Annotated in this window: 14 protein-coding genes; 10 read left to right on the top strand and 4 right to left on the bottom strand. The window is 58.6% G+C overall.

The window, feature by feature from the left end:
- Genes ACT3UM_RS14290 through crtB form a run of 5 tightly spaced genes read left to right on the top strand, consistent with a single transcriptional unit; the run spans window position 1 to window position 5,209 of the window.
- Window positions 1-501, top strand: a complete 501-nt coding sequence (locus ACT3UM_RS14290; RefSeq protein ID WP_498899839.1) for a sterol desaturase family protein — start codon at window positions 1-3, stop codon at window positions 499-501.
- Window positions 491-1,552, top strand: coding sequence for a type 2 isopentenyl-diphosphate Delta-isomerase (gene fni / locus ACT3UM_RS14285; RefSeq protein WP_498899837.1), 1,062 nt, complete (start codon window positions 491-493; stop codon window positions 1,550-1,552). Before ACT3UM_RS14290 ends, fni begins: the two co-directional genes overlap by 11 nt.
- Window positions 1,553-1,612: 60 nt before the next feature.
- Window positions 1,613-2,803, top strand: coding sequence for a lycopene beta-cyclase CrtY (crtY, locus tag ACT3UM_RS14280; RefSeq protein ID WP_498899835.1), 1,191 nt, complete (start codon window positions 1,613-1,615; stop codon window positions 2,801-2,803).
- Window positions 2,800-4,293 carry a phytoene desaturase gene (locus ACT3UM_RS14275; protein WP_498899833.1) on the top strand — a complete coding sequence of 498 codons (1,494 nt, stop codon included), beginning with the start codon at window positions 2,800-2,802 and terminating at the stop codon, window positions 4,291-4,293. The genes crtY and ACT3UM_RS14275 overlap by 4 nt, the downstream gene beginning before the upstream one ends.
- Window positions 4,283-5,209, top strand: a complete 927-nt coding sequence (crtB, locus tag ACT3UM_RS14270) for a 15-cis-phytoene synthase CrtB (protein ID WP_498899831.1) — start codon at window positions 4,283-4,285, stop codon at window positions 5,207-5,209. The genes ACT3UM_RS14275 and crtB overlap by 11 nt, the downstream gene beginning before the upstream one ends.
- 137 nt (window positions 5,210-5,346) lie before the next feature.
- Here crtB and ACT3UM_RS14265 read toward each other — a convergent pair whose 3' ends face one another.
- Genes ACT3UM_RS14265 through ACT3UM_RS14255 form a run of 3 tightly spaced genes read right to left on the bottom strand, consistent with a single transcriptional unit; the run spans window position 5,347 to window position 10,708 of the window.
- A complete protein-coding gene (locus ACT3UM_RS14265) occupies window positions 5,347-6,489 on the bottom strand; it encodes an amidohydrolase family protein (RefSeq protein WP_498899829.1) in 1,143 nt (380 codons plus the stop codon).
- An 8-nt stretch (window positions 6,490-6,497) separates the two neighbouring features.
- Entirely contained in the window at window positions 6,498-9,557 is a 3,060-nt protein-coding gene (locus ACT3UM_RS14260) for an efflux RND transporter permease subunit (protein WP_498899827.1), read from the bottom strand.
- The gene (locus tag ACT3UM_RS14255) at window positions 9,554-10,708 is read right to left on the bottom strand and encodes an efflux RND transporter periplasmic adaptor subunit (protein ID WP_498899825.1); all 1,155 of its coding nucleotides are present in this window, start codon (window positions 10,706-10,708) and stop codon (window positions 9,554-9,556) included. The genes ACT3UM_RS14260 and ACT3UM_RS14255 overlap by 4 nt, the downstream gene beginning before the upstream one ends.
- 211 nt (window positions 10,709-10,919) lie before the next feature.
- Between ACT3UM_RS14255 and ACT3UM_RS14250 the strand changes: the two genes are divergently transcribed.
- From ACT3UM_RS14250 to ACT3UM_RS14230, 5 genes are all read left to right on the top strand, one after another.
- The gene (locus ACT3UM_RS14250; protein ID WP_498899823.1) at window positions 10,920-11,735 is read left to right on the top strand and encodes a MipA/OmpV family protein; all 816 of its coding nucleotides are present in this window, start codon (window positions 10,920-10,922) and stop codon (window positions 11,733-11,735) included.
- Window positions 11,735-12,421: a response regulator transcription factor gene (locus ACT3UM_RS14245; RefSeq protein WP_088700735.1), complete on the top strand. Its 687-nt coding sequence runs from the start codon at window positions 11,735-11,737 to the stop codon at window positions 12,419-12,421. The genes ACT3UM_RS14250 and ACT3UM_RS14245 overlap by 1 nt, the downstream gene beginning before the upstream one ends.
- A complete protein-coding gene (locus tag ACT3UM_RS14240; protein ID WP_498899821.1) occupies window positions 12,390-13,838 on the top strand; it encodes a sensor histidine kinase in 1,449 nt (482 codons plus the stop codon). The genes ACT3UM_RS14245 and ACT3UM_RS14240 overlap by 32 nt, the downstream gene beginning before the upstream one ends.
- A gap of 42 nt (window positions 13,839-13,880) precedes the next feature.
- On the top strand, window positions 13,881-14,306 hold the full coding sequence (locus ACT3UM_RS14235) for a Rid family hydrolase (RefSeq protein ID WP_498899819.1): 426 nt from the start codon (window positions 13,881-13,883) through the stop codon (window positions 14,304-14,306).
- 129 nt (window positions 14,307-14,435) lie between these two features.
- Window positions 14,436-15,587, top strand: coding sequence for an alpha/beta hydrolase (locus ACT3UM_RS14230; protein WP_498899817.1), 1,152 nt, complete (start codon window positions 14,436-14,438; stop codon window positions 15,585-15,587).
- 145 nt (window positions 15,588-15,732) lie between these two features.
- Here the strand turns inward: ACT3UM_RS14230 and ACT3UM_RS14225 are convergent.
- Window positions 15,733-16,004, bottom strand: a 272-nt coding sequence (locus ACT3UM_RS14225) for a hypothetical protein (protein ID WP_498899815.1), incomplete at its 5' end; no start/stop codon positions are given.

Below are 16,004 nucleotides of genomic sequence, written 5' to 3'. Positions count from 1 at the left end.
ATGATGGACTGGTTCTGGACGCTCATGCTTGTGATAGCGGCTTTCCTGAGCATGGAAGTATTCGCCTGGTACGCCCATAAGTACATTATGCACGGCTGGGGCTGGCGCTGGCACAAATCCCATCACGAACCCACTGAGGGCGTATTCGAGAAAAACGACCTGTATGTTGTTGTGTTTTCGCTGGTGGTGGTCGGCATGTTTGCTGTGGGGGATCTTTACTGGAAGCCACTCATGGCAATCGCGTCAGGCATTACGCTGTACGGCGTCGCTTACTCTCTGTTTCACGACGGTATGGTTCATCAACGCTGGCCGATTCGCTGGCAGCCGAAGAGCGGCTACTTGAAGCGTCTGGTTCAAGCTCACCGCATACATCATGCCGTACGTACTCGAGAGGGTGCTGTGTCCTTCGGCTTCCTTTACGCGCCAGATGTCAGAAAACTCAAAAAACGCCTACAGCATAAACGGGCTGCACCGCCAGCGGGAGCGCGACATGACCGATGACAGTATGGTGAAACGCAAGAATGATCATCTCGACATCGTACTGGACGCTCGTCGGGCTTACACATCGACCCTTACGGGATTCGCCGACTATCGCTTCGCCCATTGCGCCCTGCCACAGCTGCACCTGGACGAGATTGATCTGAGCGCTCGACTTTTCGATAAACCCATGAAGGCGCCGCTGTTGATCAGTTCCATGACCGGCGGCGCCGAACGGGCCAAAACGATCAATCATCACCTGGCAGAAGCCGCCCAACACCTGGGTATCGCCCTGGCCATCGGCTCCCAACGAGTCGCCCTGCAGTCTGGCAACGATCATGGCCTGACCAGGCAGTTACGCCGCATCGCCCCGGATATTCCACTGCTTGGCAATATCGGCGCGGGTCAGCTTCGGGAGCCCCAGGGGATCGACTGGGCGCGCCGGGCGGTGGAGATGATCGAGGCGGATGCATTGATCGTCCACCTCAACCCCCTGCAGGAGGCCGTGCAACAGGGCGGCGACCGCGACTGGTGTGGCGTACTTCAGGCCATCGGCACGCTGGTCACGTCGCTCGAAGTGCCGGTGGTGGTCAAGGAAGTCGGCGCGGGTATCTCCCCCGAGGTGGCCCGGGCGCTGGTGGAAGAAGGTGTGGCGATGATCGACGTGGCCGGCGCCGGCGGCACCAGTTGGGCGGCGGTGGAGGCGGAACGCGCAACAAATGAGCACCAGCGCCGGGTCGCCATGGCCTTCGCCGGCTGGGGCACCCCCACCGCCCAGGCCATTCGAGCGGTGCGCCAGACCCTGCCGAAGACGCCTTTGATCGCTTCCGGCGGCATTCGCGATGGAGTGGACGCCGCCAAGGCCATACGCCTGGGCGCGGATCTGGTGGGCCAGGCCGCCGCAGTGCTCGAGAGTGCCACCGAATCGAGTCAGGCGGTGATCGAGCACTTCGAGGTGATCATCCAGCAGTTGCGCATCGCCTGTTTCTGTACCGGCAGCGCCGACCTGCATGCCCTGCGTACGGCGGTGCTGCTGGATGATCGCGGCGTCCCTCTGGAAGCGCCCCATGGCTAGGTATATCGCCGTCATCGCCCCTATCCTGCCGCGCCGGTCACTGGCGACGAGGTATGATTCATGAACGCGCCAGGATATGACCTGATACTGGTGGGGGGCGGTCTGGCCAACGGCCTGATCGCCCTGCGCTTGATACAGGCGCAGCCAGAGTTGCGCCTGCTGATGCTGGAAAGCGAAAGTCGCCCCGGTGGTCATCACACCTGGTCGTTTCACGATGGCGATCTCTCCGCAGACCAACATGCCTGGCTGGCGCCCATAGTGGGTCGTCGCTGGCCGCGGCACCGTGTGATCTTCCCGCACCGCGAGCGCCTGTTGAACGGGGGCTACGCCAGTATCTTCTCCCGGGATTTCGCCTGCGTTCTGGAAGAGGCCCTGGGCGACAACTTGTGGGTCGACACGCGCGTGGCCCGCCTTTCCACGGATAGCGTGGAGCTCGAGGATGGCCGGGTGCTGCACGCAAACGCGGTCATCGACGGCCGGGGTCCCACCGACAGCGCTCAACTGACCCTGGGCTACCAGGCCTTTCTCGGCCAGGAAGTCCGCCTGGACACGCCCCACGGCCTGGAAGAACCGATCCTCATGGACGCCAGCGTGCCCCAGCAGGACGGCTACCGGTTCGTCTACGTGCTGCCGTTCAGCCACGATACCCTGCTGATCGAGGATACCCACTATGTGGACCGCCCGGAGGCGGACGCGGCCCAACTGCGTGAGCATATTGGCGCCTACGCGCGGGATCGCGACTGGCGGATCGTCGAAACCCTGCGGGAAGAGAGCGGCGTGCTGCCGATCATCCTGGCGGGTGAGTTCGATGCCTTCTGGCAGAACGCCCAGGGCCAACCACGAAGCGGCCTGCGCGCCGGTCTGTTCCACCCCACCACCGGGTACTCCCTGCCCCAGGCGATGGGTCTGGCAGAACGCATCGCCGAGCTTGGCAAGCTCGATGCGGCGTCGCTGTTCCAGGCCATCCATGCCTTCGCCTCCCGGGAATGGCAACACCAGGGCTACTTCCGCCTGCTCAATCGCATGCTGTTCCTGGCGGGCCGCCCGGCGCGGCGCTGGCAGGTCATGCAACGTTTCTACGGCCTGCCAGAACCGCTGATCGAACGCTTCTACGCCGGACGCCTGACCCGTGCCGACAAAGTGCGCATCCTGATGGGCAAGCCGCCGGTGCCGCTTGGCGAAGCGCTCAAGGCAGTGCGGGCGAATTCCCCACAAAAGATTTCATCCACCTTCTTCGGAATACGCTCATGACCCAGCCTCAACGTGCCCTGGTGATCGGCGCCGGCTTCGGCGGCCTGGCCCTGGCGATTCGCCTGCAGTCCGGCGGCTACCAGACTACCCTGCTGGAAAAGCGCGACAAGCCCGGTGGCCGCGCCTATGTCTATGAAGACCAGGGGTTCACCTTCGATGCCGGTCCGACGGTGATTACCGACCCCTCCGCCCTGGAAGAACTCTTTCGTCTGGCGGACAAACACATGGCAGATTATGTCGAACTGCTGCCGGTCACGCCCTTCTACCGGCTATGCTGGGAAGATGCCCCTGCCTTCGATTACGTCAACGATCAGGCCGCCCTGGAGCGACAGATCGCCGAGCGCAACCCCCGTGACGTGGAGGGCTATCGGCACTTCCTGAGCTATTCCCAGGCAGTGTTCGAGGAGGGCTATCGCAAGCTCGGCGCCGTGCCCTTTCTGGCCTTTCGCGACATGCTCGCCGCCGGGCCGCAGCTGGCGAAGCTTCAGGCCTGGCGCAGCGTCTACTCCATGGTCTCGAAATTCATCGAGGATCCGCACCTGCGCCAGGTCTTCTCCTTTCATTCCCTGCTGGTGGGGGGCAACCCATTCGCCACTTCCTCCATTTATACCCTGATCCATGCCCTGGAGCGGGAGTGGGGCGTATGGTTTCCCCGGGGCGGCACCGGCGCCCTGGTACAGGGTATGGTCCAGCTGTTCAAGGATCTCGGCGGCACCCTCGAACTGAACGCGGAAGTGGCAAACATCGAAACCGCAGGGGATCAGGTAAGCGGCGTCATCCTGACGGATGGCCGGCATTTTCCGACGGATGCACTGGCCTCCAACGCAGACGTGATGCATACCTACAGCAGGCTCTTGAGCGGGCATTCCCGCGGCACCCGCCAGGCCAAGTCTCTGGGCCGCAAGCGCTTCAGCATGTCACTGTTCGTGATCTATTTCGGCCTGGACAGGCCACCGCAAGGCCTGGAGCACCATACGGTGTGCTTCGGCCCCCGCTACAAGGAATTGATCGACGAGATCTTCAACGCGGACACCCTGGCGGAGGATTTTTCCCTCTACCTGCACTCCCCCTGTGTCACCGACCCGAGCCTGGCACCGGAAGGCTGTAGCGCTCATTATGTCCTGGCACCGGTGCCGCACCTGGGCAAGGCGAACATCGACTGGGAAACCCAGGGTCCGATATACCGCGACCGCATCCTCGACTATCTGGAGCGCCACTATATCCCCGGGCTTCGGGAGCACCTGGTGACCTGTCGACACTTCACGCCCCTGGATTTTCGTGAGGAGCTCAACGCCCACCTGGGTTCCGCCTTTTCCCTGGAGCCGATTCTCACTCAGAGTGCCTGGTTCCGGCCTCACAACCGGGATGCCAAGATCGACAACCTTTATCTGGTAGGGGCGGGCACCCATCCCGGCGCAGGAGTGCCCGGAGTGATCGGTTCCGCCAAGGCCACTGCTGGCCTGATGCTGGAGCGACTCAATGACCGATAAGCTAGGACAGCATGCCGCGCAGACAATTGCCGTGGGCTCCAAGAGTTTTGCCACCGCCGCCAAGCTGTTCGATCCGGCCACTCGGCGCAGTGCCCTGATGCTTTATGCCTGGTGTCGCCACTGCGACGACGTGATCGACGACCAGCAGTTGGGCTTTCGTGCTCAGGAAACCACGGGCAAAAGCAGCGAAACGCGCCTGAACGAGCTGCGACACCTGACACGTCGCGCCTATGCCGGGGAGCCCATGCAAAACCCGGCCTTCGCCGCATTTCAGGAGGTGGCGCTCGGTCACGGGATTTCTGAGCGCTATCCCCTGACTCACCTGGACGGCTTCGCAATGGATGTGGCACAGCGGCGCTATGTCACCCTCGACGACACCCTGGACTACTGCTATCACGTTGCAGGCGTAGTGGGCATCATGATGGCCTGGATTATGGGCGCCAAGGATAAGGCGACCCTGGATCGGGCCTGCGACCTGGGGATGGCCTTTCAGCTGACCAATATCGCCCGGGACATCATCGAGGATGCACAGATTGATCGCTGCTATCTGCCGGCACAGTGGCTGGAAGAAGCCGGCATTCCACGCCAGGAGATGACCGCGCCAAGGCATCGTGAGGCCCTGGCGGGCCTGGCCCGACAACTGATTGATCTATCGGAACCCTACTATGACTCCGCCCGTGGTGGATTGACGGCCTTGACACCTCGCTGTGCCTGGGCCATCGGCACCGCCCACGGCGTCTATCGGGAAATCGGGATCAAGGTGAAAGCGCACGGTGCTCGGGCCTGGGACACACGCATCTCGACCAGCAAGGCGGACAAAACGCGCCTGCTGGGCCTGGGACTCGCTCAGGCAATAGCATCCCGCTGGCAAAGGCCGGCGCCAAGGCCTAGCGGCCTCTGGAAGCGTCCAGCGTAGCGGCTTTCTTCTTAGGCCCCCCGTGCTTCTCCCACCGTTGACGCTTCAAGGTACTGATGGGGGGCCCCAGAAAACCGCAGGCTGCGGCTTCATTTTTAGTCCGACCTATTACGCGGCCTCACGCCCATGAGAATGTGTCAGACCTTTATTCCGAACAGCTTTTCTGCATTTCGGAATGCAATTTTTTCCTTGGCGTCACGGGGCAGATCCACCGCCCGAAACCAGTCGGTTCCTTGCTTCATGTCTGCAAACGGGTAATCCGTTCCAAACATCACTCGATCCACACTGATGTACCTCAGCAAAAGATGAAGCAGTTCATCCTGGAAGAATGCGCTGGTTGTGTACCAGAAATTGTCACTAAAATATTGCCCGATAGGCTTGTTCAGCGAGTCTTCAGTCGACTCGCTCATATCTCCCACGATACGCTCGTAGTAGAACGGCAGGCCTTCTCCCATATGGCCGATAATCATCTGCAGTTTAGGAAATTTATCGAACACCCCAGTGATGATCAGTCGAAGACATTGAGTCAGCACCTCCTGGTGCCATCCATATCCTGAACCGCTGAAAATGTAGTTCTGGAACAATTGGTCATACCCTGGCCGCATGGTGTTGTAATAAATATTGAACACGTCTTCCGGGGGGAAGCCTGGATGCAGGTAGATCGGCACATCAAGCGCCTCGGCGCGCGCCAGAATGGGCTCGAAATCCGGGTGGTCGAGGAATTTGTTGCCAATGAATCCATTGGTCATGGCCCCCAGAAAGCCATCTTCCCGAACGGCGCGTTCCAGTTCGTCCGCTGATGCTTCCGGGGTCTGCAGAGGCAAGGTTGCATAGGCCTGGTACCGCCCCGGATGGGTGGTCATCGGGCCATCGGCAATCATCTTGTTGAGACGATAGGCAAAATCGATGCCTTCCTGACCGGGGACATTCTGCACACCCGGCGTATGTGCGGAGAGGATTTGAACATTGATCCCCGCCTTGTCCATTGCGCCGATGCGGCCAGGGCCGAGTTCGGCAAGACCCGTTTCCCTGAGGTACTCTACGTGTTCATCGTTAATCGCGTTCAGCGCGATCAGTTCCTCGGTGGTATAGGTCTCTTCCGTGGCGATAAAGGGCAGATCCTGGTCTCGCAACGCGATGACCGACCTCTCTGTCGCGGCAGCACTGGAGATAATGGCAGGCGCGGACAACCCGGCACCCACACCAAGTGCAGCCGCGCCCGTTAGAAAACTACGGCGTCCCATTGTCAGGCTCTCTAGGGTTTTTTCGATCTGTTTCATGACAATTTCTACTCCGATGTTTGCGTTGCGTGGTTTGGGAGCAGCTTGAACCGCCCCAGGATATTGCCGATGTCATCCACGTAGCTGTACACCACCGGGATAACCAGCAAGCTCAGAAGCGTTGAAGTGAGTAGCCCGCCAATGACAACAAAGGCCATGGGGGCCCGGAAGCTGGGATCACCAGCCCATCCTAGAGCGATCGGCATCATGCCCGCCCCCATGGCAATGGTGGTCATCACGATGGGCCGAACACGTTTTTTGCAGGCATCAAGAATGGCGTCCACACGTTCCAACCCATGCACCCGGCGGGCGATGATGACGTAGTCCACCAACAGGATTGAGTTCTTGGTGGCGATGCCCATCAGCATGATCAATCCGATCATGGCGGGCAGCGACACGGGCGTCTGCGTGAGGAACAGCGCCAGGAAAGCCCCAGGGATGGAGAGTACCAGTGCCACCAGAATGGTGATCGGCTGCATGAAATCCTTGAGCAGCAGCACCAGTACCATGTAGATACACAGCACGCCGGTCAGCATGGCAATCCCGAAGCTTGAGGCAAGCTCCGCCATTTCCTCTGCATCGCCTTCTGCTGCCTGAAACACGCCGCGCGGCAACTGACGTAAACTGGGCAGTGCCTGCACGGCCTGTTCGATTTCTCCCAAAGCCTGCCCTTGCAGGCTTACCTCGAAATTGACGTTGCGCAGACGGTCATGCCGGGTGATTTCCGAAGGGCCGCTGCTCCACTCAAAGTTAGCCACACTCTCCAGCGGCACTGGCCCGTTCGCACCAGGCACTGGTAGCCGTTTAAGGGTCGCCATATCCTCCCGAGCGGCATCCGCCAGTCGGACCATCACCGGCACCTGACGCGAGCTGAAGTTCAACTTAGGAAGGTCCTCAGCGTTATCGCCCACTGTCGCGATGCGCAGCGTATCGGCGATGGCCTGAGCCGAGACCCCAAGGTCGGCGGCGCGAGCAAAATCAGGGCGTACGAGGAGCTCAGGCCTGACCAGGCTGGCCGTCGAACTCACCGCACCGATGCCGGGAATGGCGCGCATTTCCCGCTCGACTTGGCGGGCATGCAGTTCAAGCACTCGGCTATCCTCACCGGCGAGCACCAGCTCATAGCCATCCCCCTCGTCGCCTACGCGAGTTCGCACGCCGGGAAGTGTGGCGAGTGCAACGCGTAACTGCTGCTCTATGTCTTGCTGCGTAACGCCCGCGCGGGTTGCGCGATCCGACAAACCAACGGTCAGCTCAACCGAGGTCACATCAGAGTCACTGCTGCCAGAGCCCCCACCGACAGCCGCGAAAACGCTAACGACATGCCGTTGCGTCACCAGGCGTGAGCGTGCCTGCTCGGCAAGCGCTTCTGCTTCAGAAAAGGTGCTACCGGGCGGCAGGGTGAGCGTCGCCTGCGTCTGGGAATCATCATCGGGGGGTATGAAGGTACCCGGCAGGGTCGAGGCCAGCCAGATACCTCCTGCAAAGCAGGCCGCCGCTGCGACGAGCGTTGTCTTACGGTGGCGCAGGCACCCGTTAGCAACGATCAAATAGTAGCTAATCCACGTTGGATCGCGCGAGGGATGTTGGGGTTTGCGCAGCAGATACGCAGCCAGCATGGGCGTCAGCAGGCGCGCCACCAGCAGCGAAAACAGCACCGCTACCGAGGCCGTCCAACCGAACTGAACGAAGAATTGCCCGACGGTGCCGCTCATAAAGGCCGTGGGCAGAAAAACGGCAATCAACGTAAAGGTGGTGGCGACAACGGCCAAGCCGATTTCTGCCGCAGCATCCATAGCAGCCTGGCGCGGGGGCTTGTCCATTAGCAGGTGCCGTTCGATATTCTCAATCTCGACAATGGCATCATCCACCAGCACCCCGATCACCAGCGAGAGCGCCAGCAACGTCACCGTATTGAGTGAGAAGCCCATCAGGTGCATGAAAGCGAAGGTGGGGATGATCGACAGCGGAAGCGTAACCGCCGCAATCAGTGTGGCACGCCAATTGCGCAGGAAGCAGAACACCACCAGCACCGCCAGCGCCATGCCCTCGAATAACATATGCATGGAGCCCTGGTAGTTCTCCACCACCTCCCCAACGAAATTAAAGGCTTCTTCGATCTCTATATGAGGATATTGCGCCTGCAATTCCGCGAGCGCAGACTGCACGCCCTCGGCCACATCCACCTCGCCGTATCCCTCGGCACGGGTCATCTCGAAGCCGACGACGGGCACACCATCCAAGAGTGCCATTGAGCGCCGCTCAGCCACGGTATCGGTAACCGTCGCCACTTCATCAAGGCGAATGCGCCGACCGTCGCTGAGTGCCAGCTCCATCTTCGCCAGCTCGGCTGCGGATTCAGCGTTGGCGATGATGCGCACGGCCTGTTCGGCTCCGCCGACATCCACGCGGCCACCGGGCGCCTCCAACTGCGCTTGGCGCAGCTGGCGGGAGATATCCAGCGCTGTCGTGTTCATCGCCAGAAGGCGATCCGGATCCAATGCCACGCGGACTTCGCGGTCAACGCCACCGATGCGCCGAACCGAACCAACACCGGGCACCGCCAATACGGCCTTGGTCATTTTGTCATCGACGAACCAGGAGAGTGCCTCCTCGTCTAGATCGGAGGAGGTCACCGTGTAGCGTACAATCGGCTCACTGGAAAACTCACCTTTCCGAATCACTGGATCACGCAGGTCGGCGGGTAGGTCCGAGCGGATGCGAGCAACAGCGTCGCGCACGTCTTCAATAGCCTCTTGCAAGGACTTTTCCAGCCGGAATTCGATAGCGATATCGGCATTGCCATCCGTCAGCGTTGTAGAGATATTTTTGACGCCGGAGACGGTAGCGATGGAGTCCTCGATCTTGCGGGCAACCTCGTTCTCCATTAAGGCGGGAGCCGCCCCCGGCAACGAGGCGGAGACCTCCACGAGGGGCAACTGGACATCCGGCAAGTCCTGAATAAACAAGCCTCGGAAGGAGATAAGCCCCCAGAAGGTCAATAGAATGAAGAGCAGAACAACCGGAATAGGATTGCGAATCGCCCAGGATGAGGTATTAAGCGTCATACCCCCTCCTCGGCGTCGGTATCGTCCGTTTGGGGTGAATGAGCCGGCTCTCCTTCAATCACCCGAACCCGGTCACCGTTACCCAGAAAAGCACCGCCCGAGGCGACCACTCGGGCATCGGGTTCAAGCCCGTCGCGAATTTCGATGCGATCATCCGTTTGCTGACCAAGGGCAACTTTCTGCTCCGTTATCTGGCCTTCATCGCTGACGCGATGGACATAGCCAAAGCCATCGCGTAGTTGCACCGCGGAACGGGGTAGCGTCATTACTTGGCGGCTGCCCAGTTCAAACTCTCCCCGTGCAAACATTCCGGCCCGTGCGATGTCGCTTACTGGAAGATCGACGTAGACCAGGCCATTTCGTGTAGCGGTGCTCACTAGCGGCGCAGTCGTGCGTATACGGCCTTCGAGTGCGTATCCTCCAGGCAGGCTTATCCTGGCCATCTGGCCGGGGTGCAGGTTAACCAGATCGGACGCGGCGACCTCGGCCCGCCACTCCAGCCTGCCGTGGCGCGTCAATCGGAACAGTTCCTGATCAGCGCCGCTGACAGCGCCCACCGTAGCTGTACGGGAGGTAACTAAGCCGTCGTCTGGGGCGACCACCTCCGTCTGAGCCAAGCGTAGCGCTTGAGCTTCATTCTCGGCTTGTGCAACATCTAGCCGCGCCCGTGCGGTGAGTTCGGCGGTTTCGTATTGCTGGATCTGCTGTTCTGAAAGCGATCCTGTGGTTTTCAAACCGCGGGCACGCTGGGCGTTGGCCGCTGCTTCCGCAAGCGTTGCTTCGGCTTCCGCCACGGCGGCGCGGCTTCTCGCAAGTTCTGCACGCACTGTCGTATCGTTATAAACGGCCAGCACCTGCCCTTCCGTGACCTCATCACCCACGTCTACCTTGACATCTACCAGCCTCAGGCCACCGATTTCGGTACCGATAATGATCTCCTGCCACGCAGCGATATCACCATTGGCCGCAATCGTCGTCGGCAGCGTCTGAGGTTCTAATGTCGTCACGTTGACTGATAGTGAGGGCTGCGCCGTCGGCTCGGCGACGGCATCGCCTTCAGCCGACACCGCCTGCATAAATGCCAGCGCGGCTGCGCTTGCGATCACGACAATCATAATGCCGAGATACATTTTTCTGGTCGGAGATGACATAATTCAGGCCTGTTTCAAGTTGTGCAGTTTGTTGACGAGAAACGACATCAAGCATTTCTGTTGAACAACTATCGGCCTGTATTCCTTTCTCGTTTCTTACTGACGTAGCGCTTGATCAAATCCGTTTTCAGTAAGAAACGCGTAAGACAATCCTCCTGATGATGGCACTTCCATAACGCTCTCACTTACACACAATGCTAGGAGTGCAACCATGAGTTCTCATCAGTCGCTATTGCTGGACGGCCGTCTCACCACTATAAGATTGGCGACAGCCGCATTTATCGGTGGTCTTGTTATTGCCTCTCCGTTGGCGTTCGCCGACGAAGAGTATTCAGACGAAACCACTTGGGGATTGGGCGTAGGTGCAATGAGCGAACAGGATCCCTATGCCGGTATCGACAGGGAAACCACCCCATTTCCCTTGCTCCTGATCGAAAACCGGTACATTAGTGTCTTCGGACCGGAAATCGAATTTAAACTGCCGAGTCTTGTCATCAGCGACTCACAACAGCTCAATTTCGGTATCGTCGCCCAGTACGATGAGAGCGGCTACGAGCAAGGAGATGCCCGGATTCTCAACGGCATGAGTGAGCGCGAGGGCGGCTTCTGGGCGGGGGCAAAAGTGGAGTGGGAAAGCGAGCTGTTCGAGGTCAGCGCCGAATGGCTCACCGACGTCTCCGGCAACAGCGACGGGCAGCGCGTCGATCTTGGCCTGGAGAGAACGTGGGAATTCGGCGAACATATAATGCTAACCCCATACGTTGGGGCATCCTGGCAGGACGACAAGAACGTCGATTACTACTTCGGCGTTCGCGATAATGAGGTTCGCTTCGATCGCCCCGCCTATAAGGGAGAGTCGGCTACCAATATCGAGGCGGGGGTGCGCGGCGTGTATCAGTTTGACCAGCATCACTCTGTGCTGGTAGGTGTTGAGGTCACGAGCTTGGCGGACGAAATCAAAGATAGCCCGCTGGTGGATCGCTCGACCCAAAACGCCGTGTTAGTTGGCTATCTTTACACCTTCTGATGAGCCGGATACTGCTGATCGAGGATCACGATCGCCTAGCCCAGCTAATGCACCAAGGGCTGGTGAACGCTGGCATCGCCGTGGATGTGGTTGACCGCATTGATGCAGCATGGGCTGCCGTTCAGCAGATATCCTACCAGGCACTGGTGCTCGATCGCGGCTTGCCGGATGGGGACGGGCTGCTATTGCTCAAGAAGTTGCGCAACGCGGGCCTTAGCGTGCCCTGCCTGGTGTTAACGGCGCGCGATGCGCTGCATGACCGGGTAGAAGGACTCGAAGCCGGCGCCGACGACTACCTGCCCAAACCGTTTGCCATGGATGAGATGGTGGCACGTGTCCGTGCCTTGCTACGCCGCCCTGTGGAATTCCATTCAATCGACCCCATTCACGGCGACCTGAGACTGCATACGGAAAGCGGCGTTCTGTTTAGCGGGAACGAGAGTATTACCCTTGCCCCGGCGGAGCTGCACATTATGCAGTTGCTGTTATACAAGCATGATGAGGTCGTACGCCGCAGCGCGCTGGAAGCGGCGGCCTGGGGCCTAAGCGAGGCGGTAACACCTAACGCCCTGGATGTCGCCCTGCACCGTTTACGCCGCAAGCTGCGGGCCATCGGTTCGCGCCAGCGGATCGCCAACGTCAGAGGAATGGGGTATGCGCTTCGTCAAGCGGATGACGCTAAATAGCCTGAGGTTGAAAGTGCTACTGGCCTATGTGGCGGGCATGGTGCTGAGTATCACGCTGCTGGTAATTGCTGCTGCAGTGGTGCTTAAGAGCGATCTACTGGCTCGTATGGATCTGGCCGACGCGGCCGAGGGGCTAGTAGACAATATCGAGTTCGACAGTCGCGGCCGACCCGTCGGCTTCGACTCGAGTCTGGAGGATCGCGCCTGGCTGTACGAGGGTCCGCAGCGCGAAGCGGCTTACCGGATTCTGGATGAAGCCGGAAACGTGGCCATCTTTTCCAGCTCAGGTGAGGAGTTCTGGACGGCCGACGGCGATCTTGTTCGGCTGGCACGCGGCAACTTCACCTTCGAGCATGAGGGAAAGACCTTCTACGGCGCAACGCAGCCCCTTGAGCATGAGGGGCGAAGGTGGTATCTGCAATTCGCGGTCAGTGCGAGGTTCCTGGATGTCGTCTATACCGTGTCCTTTCCGCAGGTGGTCGCTGCCGTGGCAGTGTTCGGACTTGTGCTGTTCGTCGCCTTCGGGTTATGCGCCTATATTACCCTGCGCTACACCCTCAAGCCATTGCGAGACGTGTCGGAGTCCGCGGCGGCCATCTCGCCGCGCTCCATCAACGCCCGGCTGAATACGGACGCGGTGCCTGCGGAGATTGCACCACTAGTGGATAGCTTCAACCACACCCTGGAACGCCTTGAGCGGGGTTATCGTCTCCAGCAGGAGTTTCTCGGCCATGCAGCGCACGAGTTAAAAACACCACTGGCGTTGATTCGTGCACAGATTGAATTGATCGCAGATGGTAACAATGATCGTGAGGCGCTATTGAGCGATGTCGAGTACATGACGCGCCAAGTGCAACAACTGCTACTGCTGGCCGAAGCGAGCGAGGCACACAGCTACCAGTTTACCGTTGTTCGGATGCAGGACATCGCCCACGAAGCTTCTACCTACTTACAGCGCATGGCAGAGTCCGCCGACGTGCATTTAACGGTGCTTGCCCCGGATCAAGGAGTGACATGGAAGGCTGATCGCGGGGCATGCTTCACCCTGCTCAAGAACTTGCTGGAGAACGCCATCCAGCATGCCCCCGCGGAGACTCTCGTCAGCATGGAGATCCAGGAAAACAGGATAACCGTGCGAGACCGGGGGCCTGGCGTCGAGCCAGAACAGCTGTCGCTGCTGTTTTCTCGCTTTTGGCGAGGTGCGCATCGACGCGACCACGGCGCCGGTTTGGGGCTGGCGATCTGCCAGGAGATTGCCATGGCACACGGCTGGGAGCTTTCGGCCCACAATGCCCACCCCGGGTTGATCATGACGCTCTGTAGAGACAGCGGTGTCCTTAAAAACAGTAACGGGGACAACTGCGCCTTTGAAAACAGGGCCCATAAAAACAGTCAGCAGGGCATTCAGCAAAATTAATTGAGGGATCGTCATCGCACGCAACTTACCATTGAGGTGGTCATGCAAATTTTAAGACGCAAACCGTTAAACCCGTCCAACCTGCCTGACACACTCGCTGAAGGCCACAGTCAGGCTGTGTTGGTACAGGGCGGCACCCGGGTGCTGATGTCAAGCCAAGTGGGCGTCGACACCGCGGGCCATTTAGCGGGCCCAGAGTTGCCCGAGCAAACCCAGGCAGCACTCGACAATGTCGAACGGTTACTAACAAGTCTTGGGGGCGATCTCACGCGGGTGGTAATGCTACGAATCTACTTAGCCGAATCCGTGCGGTATGAACAGCAGGTGGTGATGGAAGCGTTAAAGCACCGATTCCCTATCGCGCCACCAGCTGCCACCTGGTTAATTGTGTACGGTCTTGCCGAACCGGAGTGGTTAATCGCTATTGAGGCCGAGGCAGTGCTGCCGGGGTTTGCCTTAAACGGCTAAATGACCGTAACAGTCAAAATAATCACGCTGCGCGTTAAACACTACACAGCCCGCCTGCCCAATCATTCTAAGTAAGGGGAGCACATTGGTGACTCTCTGTCAGAGGCAAGCAACTACAGAGAGGCTTTCATGATTCGTCGGCTTAGCGTTCTACTTTTGACACTTTTCTTGCTGACCTCCTGCGCCGTGCCGCCGGATTCCCCACGCTTTCAATCCTCAGGCAACCTGCCTCCCTACGACCAGGAGAGTTTCGATCAATATGTGCGCGAAACACGTGCATGGATTGCCGATAACCGCGCCTTCATCAGTGAAGACCGCGACCTTGAAATAGAGCTCAACACGCCGTTTGAACTCCGTCCTGATAAACCGGCGAAACGCGGTATCCTGTTAGCCCACGGACTGGGCGCCAGCCCATGGTATTTTATGGATATCGCCACGGCTATGGCGAATGACGGCTGGCTGGTTCGCTCCATTCTTTTGCCTGGTCACGGCACACGCCCTGCCGATCTGATGCTAGCTGATAATGAGGATTGGGAAAAAATCATTGCCCATCACGCCGAACTGCTAGCAGCCGAGGTCGATGAACTTTGGCTGGGTGGTTTTTCAACGGGCGGCAATCTGGTCACTTCTCATGCGTTCAACGACGACAATGTCGATGGTCTGCTGCTGTTTTCTCCTGGATTTTACCCCGATACCCACTATCTATTTCTCGCCCCGGCCATTGCCTATTTATGGGACTGGCTCGACATCGATGAAGAAGACAATATTGCCACTTATCGGTCACTTCCTGCGCGCGGGGCATCTCTCTATTATCGCTCGGTCAATGCCGTACAAAAAAATCTCAAAACCAAACGCTTTGATAAACCCGTACTCATAACGATGAGCCAGCATGATAGCGTCCTTGACCCCAATGCGACGCTCACCGCCTTTCAAAACCGCTTTCCCAATCGTAAATCACGCTTCGTATGGTACGGGGACACACCGCAAAACCTTAACGATCCACGCGTCACCGCCTTTACCAGCCACCTACCCGATCAGCGCATTAGCACCTTCTCTCATATGAATGTGCTGTTTGCGCCCGAGAATCCCTATTACGGTCAAGCGGGTAGCTACCTCATGCTGGAAAACGGCCAGGACGGCCTCACGCCACCTGATGACACCAACACCCTTTGGTTCGGCGCATGGGGCCAGAGCGACCCGGAAAAATACCACGCACGCCTGACCTGGAATCCTTATTTTGACGACCTCCTTGAGGATATCCGCGAAGTCACAGGAGACTGAGCTTTTCGGGGCTCTTGGAGAATAGGTGCAATAAAATGGTTATATCTAAATCCTCACTAACCAAGTATTTTTCTCTAACGCTATGCACGGAAGATAAGACGTTATTCTCAAATGTCTGGCTACCGAAAACGCCCGGAATGTTAAGTCATACACAGCGCTTTGCTTTAAGCATCATAATAATGTTAACTGTTTTTTTAGCTTTACCCATGATGCTTTTTAATGCAGGGTCAATTGAAATCGTCATTGCCTTCTTCAGCGTTGAATCTAGCACTACAGCCTTAATTTTTTCTACAATCAAGTCAAAAAACACTACAGCTTGGCTACTGAGCGATATTGAGGATGAGATAATAGAGTTCACCAATACCATAGGAATGGCAGGAGCAGGAACATTAGTCGTTATATATTTTTTAACCTGAT

The organism is Halomonas sp. AOP13-D3-9, from assembly GCF_052379125.1.
Lineage (GTDB): Bacteria > Pseudomonadota > Gammaproteobacteria > Pseudomonadales > Halomonadaceae > Vreelandella.
Note: the sequence above shows the minus strand (reverse complement) of the source record. Positions and strands in the feature narration are given on the sequence as shown.

Bases quoted from the DNA above. Each gene is read 5' to 3' on its own strand.
- ACT3UM_RS14290 (WP_498899839.1), top strand. From the start codon at position 1: ATGATGGACTGGTTCTGGACGCTCATGCTTGTGATAGCGGCTTTCCTG.
- fni (WP_498899837.1), top strand. From the start codon at position 491: ATGACCGATGACAGTATGGTGAAACGCAAGAATGATCATCTCGACATC.
- crtY (WP_498899835.1), top strand. From the start codon at position 1,613: ATGAACGCGCCAGGATATGACCTGATACTGGTGGGGGGCGGTCTGGCC.
- ACT3UM_RS14275 (WP_498899833.1), top strand. From the start codon at position 2,800: ATGACCCAGCCTCAACGTGCCCTGGTGATCGGCGCCGGCTTCGGCGGC.
- crtB (WP_498899831.1), top strand. From the start codon at position 4,283: ATGACCGATAAGCTAGGACAGCATGCCGCGCAGACAATTGCCGTGGGC.
- ACT3UM_RS14265 (WP_498899829.1), bottom strand. From the start codon at position 6,489: ATGAAACAGATCGAAAAAACCCTAGAGAGCCTGACAATGGGACGCCGT.
- ACT3UM_RS14260 (WP_498899827.1), bottom strand. From the start codon at position 9,557: ATGACGCTTAATACCTCATCCTGGGCGATTCGCAATCCTATTCCGGTT.
- ACT3UM_RS14255 (WP_498899825.1), bottom strand. From the start codon at position 10,708: ATGTCATCTCCGACCAGAAAAATGTATCTCGGCATTATGATTGTCGTG.
- ACT3UM_RS14250 (WP_498899823.1), top strand. From the start codon at position 10,920: ATGAGTTCTCATCAGTCGCTATTGCTGGACGGCCGTCTCACCACTATA.
- ACT3UM_RS14245 (WP_088700735.1), top strand. From the start codon at position 11,735: ATGAGCCGGATACTGCTGATCGAGGATCACGATCGCCTAGCCCAGCTA.
- ACT3UM_RS14240 (WP_498899821.1), top strand. From the start codon at position 12,390: ATGCGCTTCGTCAAGCGGATGACGCTAAATAGCCTGAGGTTGAAAGTG.
- ACT3UM_RS14235 (WP_498899819.1), top strand. From the start codon at position 13,881: ATGCAAATTTTAAGACGCAAACCGTTAAACCCGTCCAACCTGCCTGAC.
- ACT3UM_RS14230 (WP_498899817.1), top strand. From the start codon at position 14,436: ATGATTCGTCGGCTTAGCGTTCTACTTTTGACACTTTTCTTGCTGACC.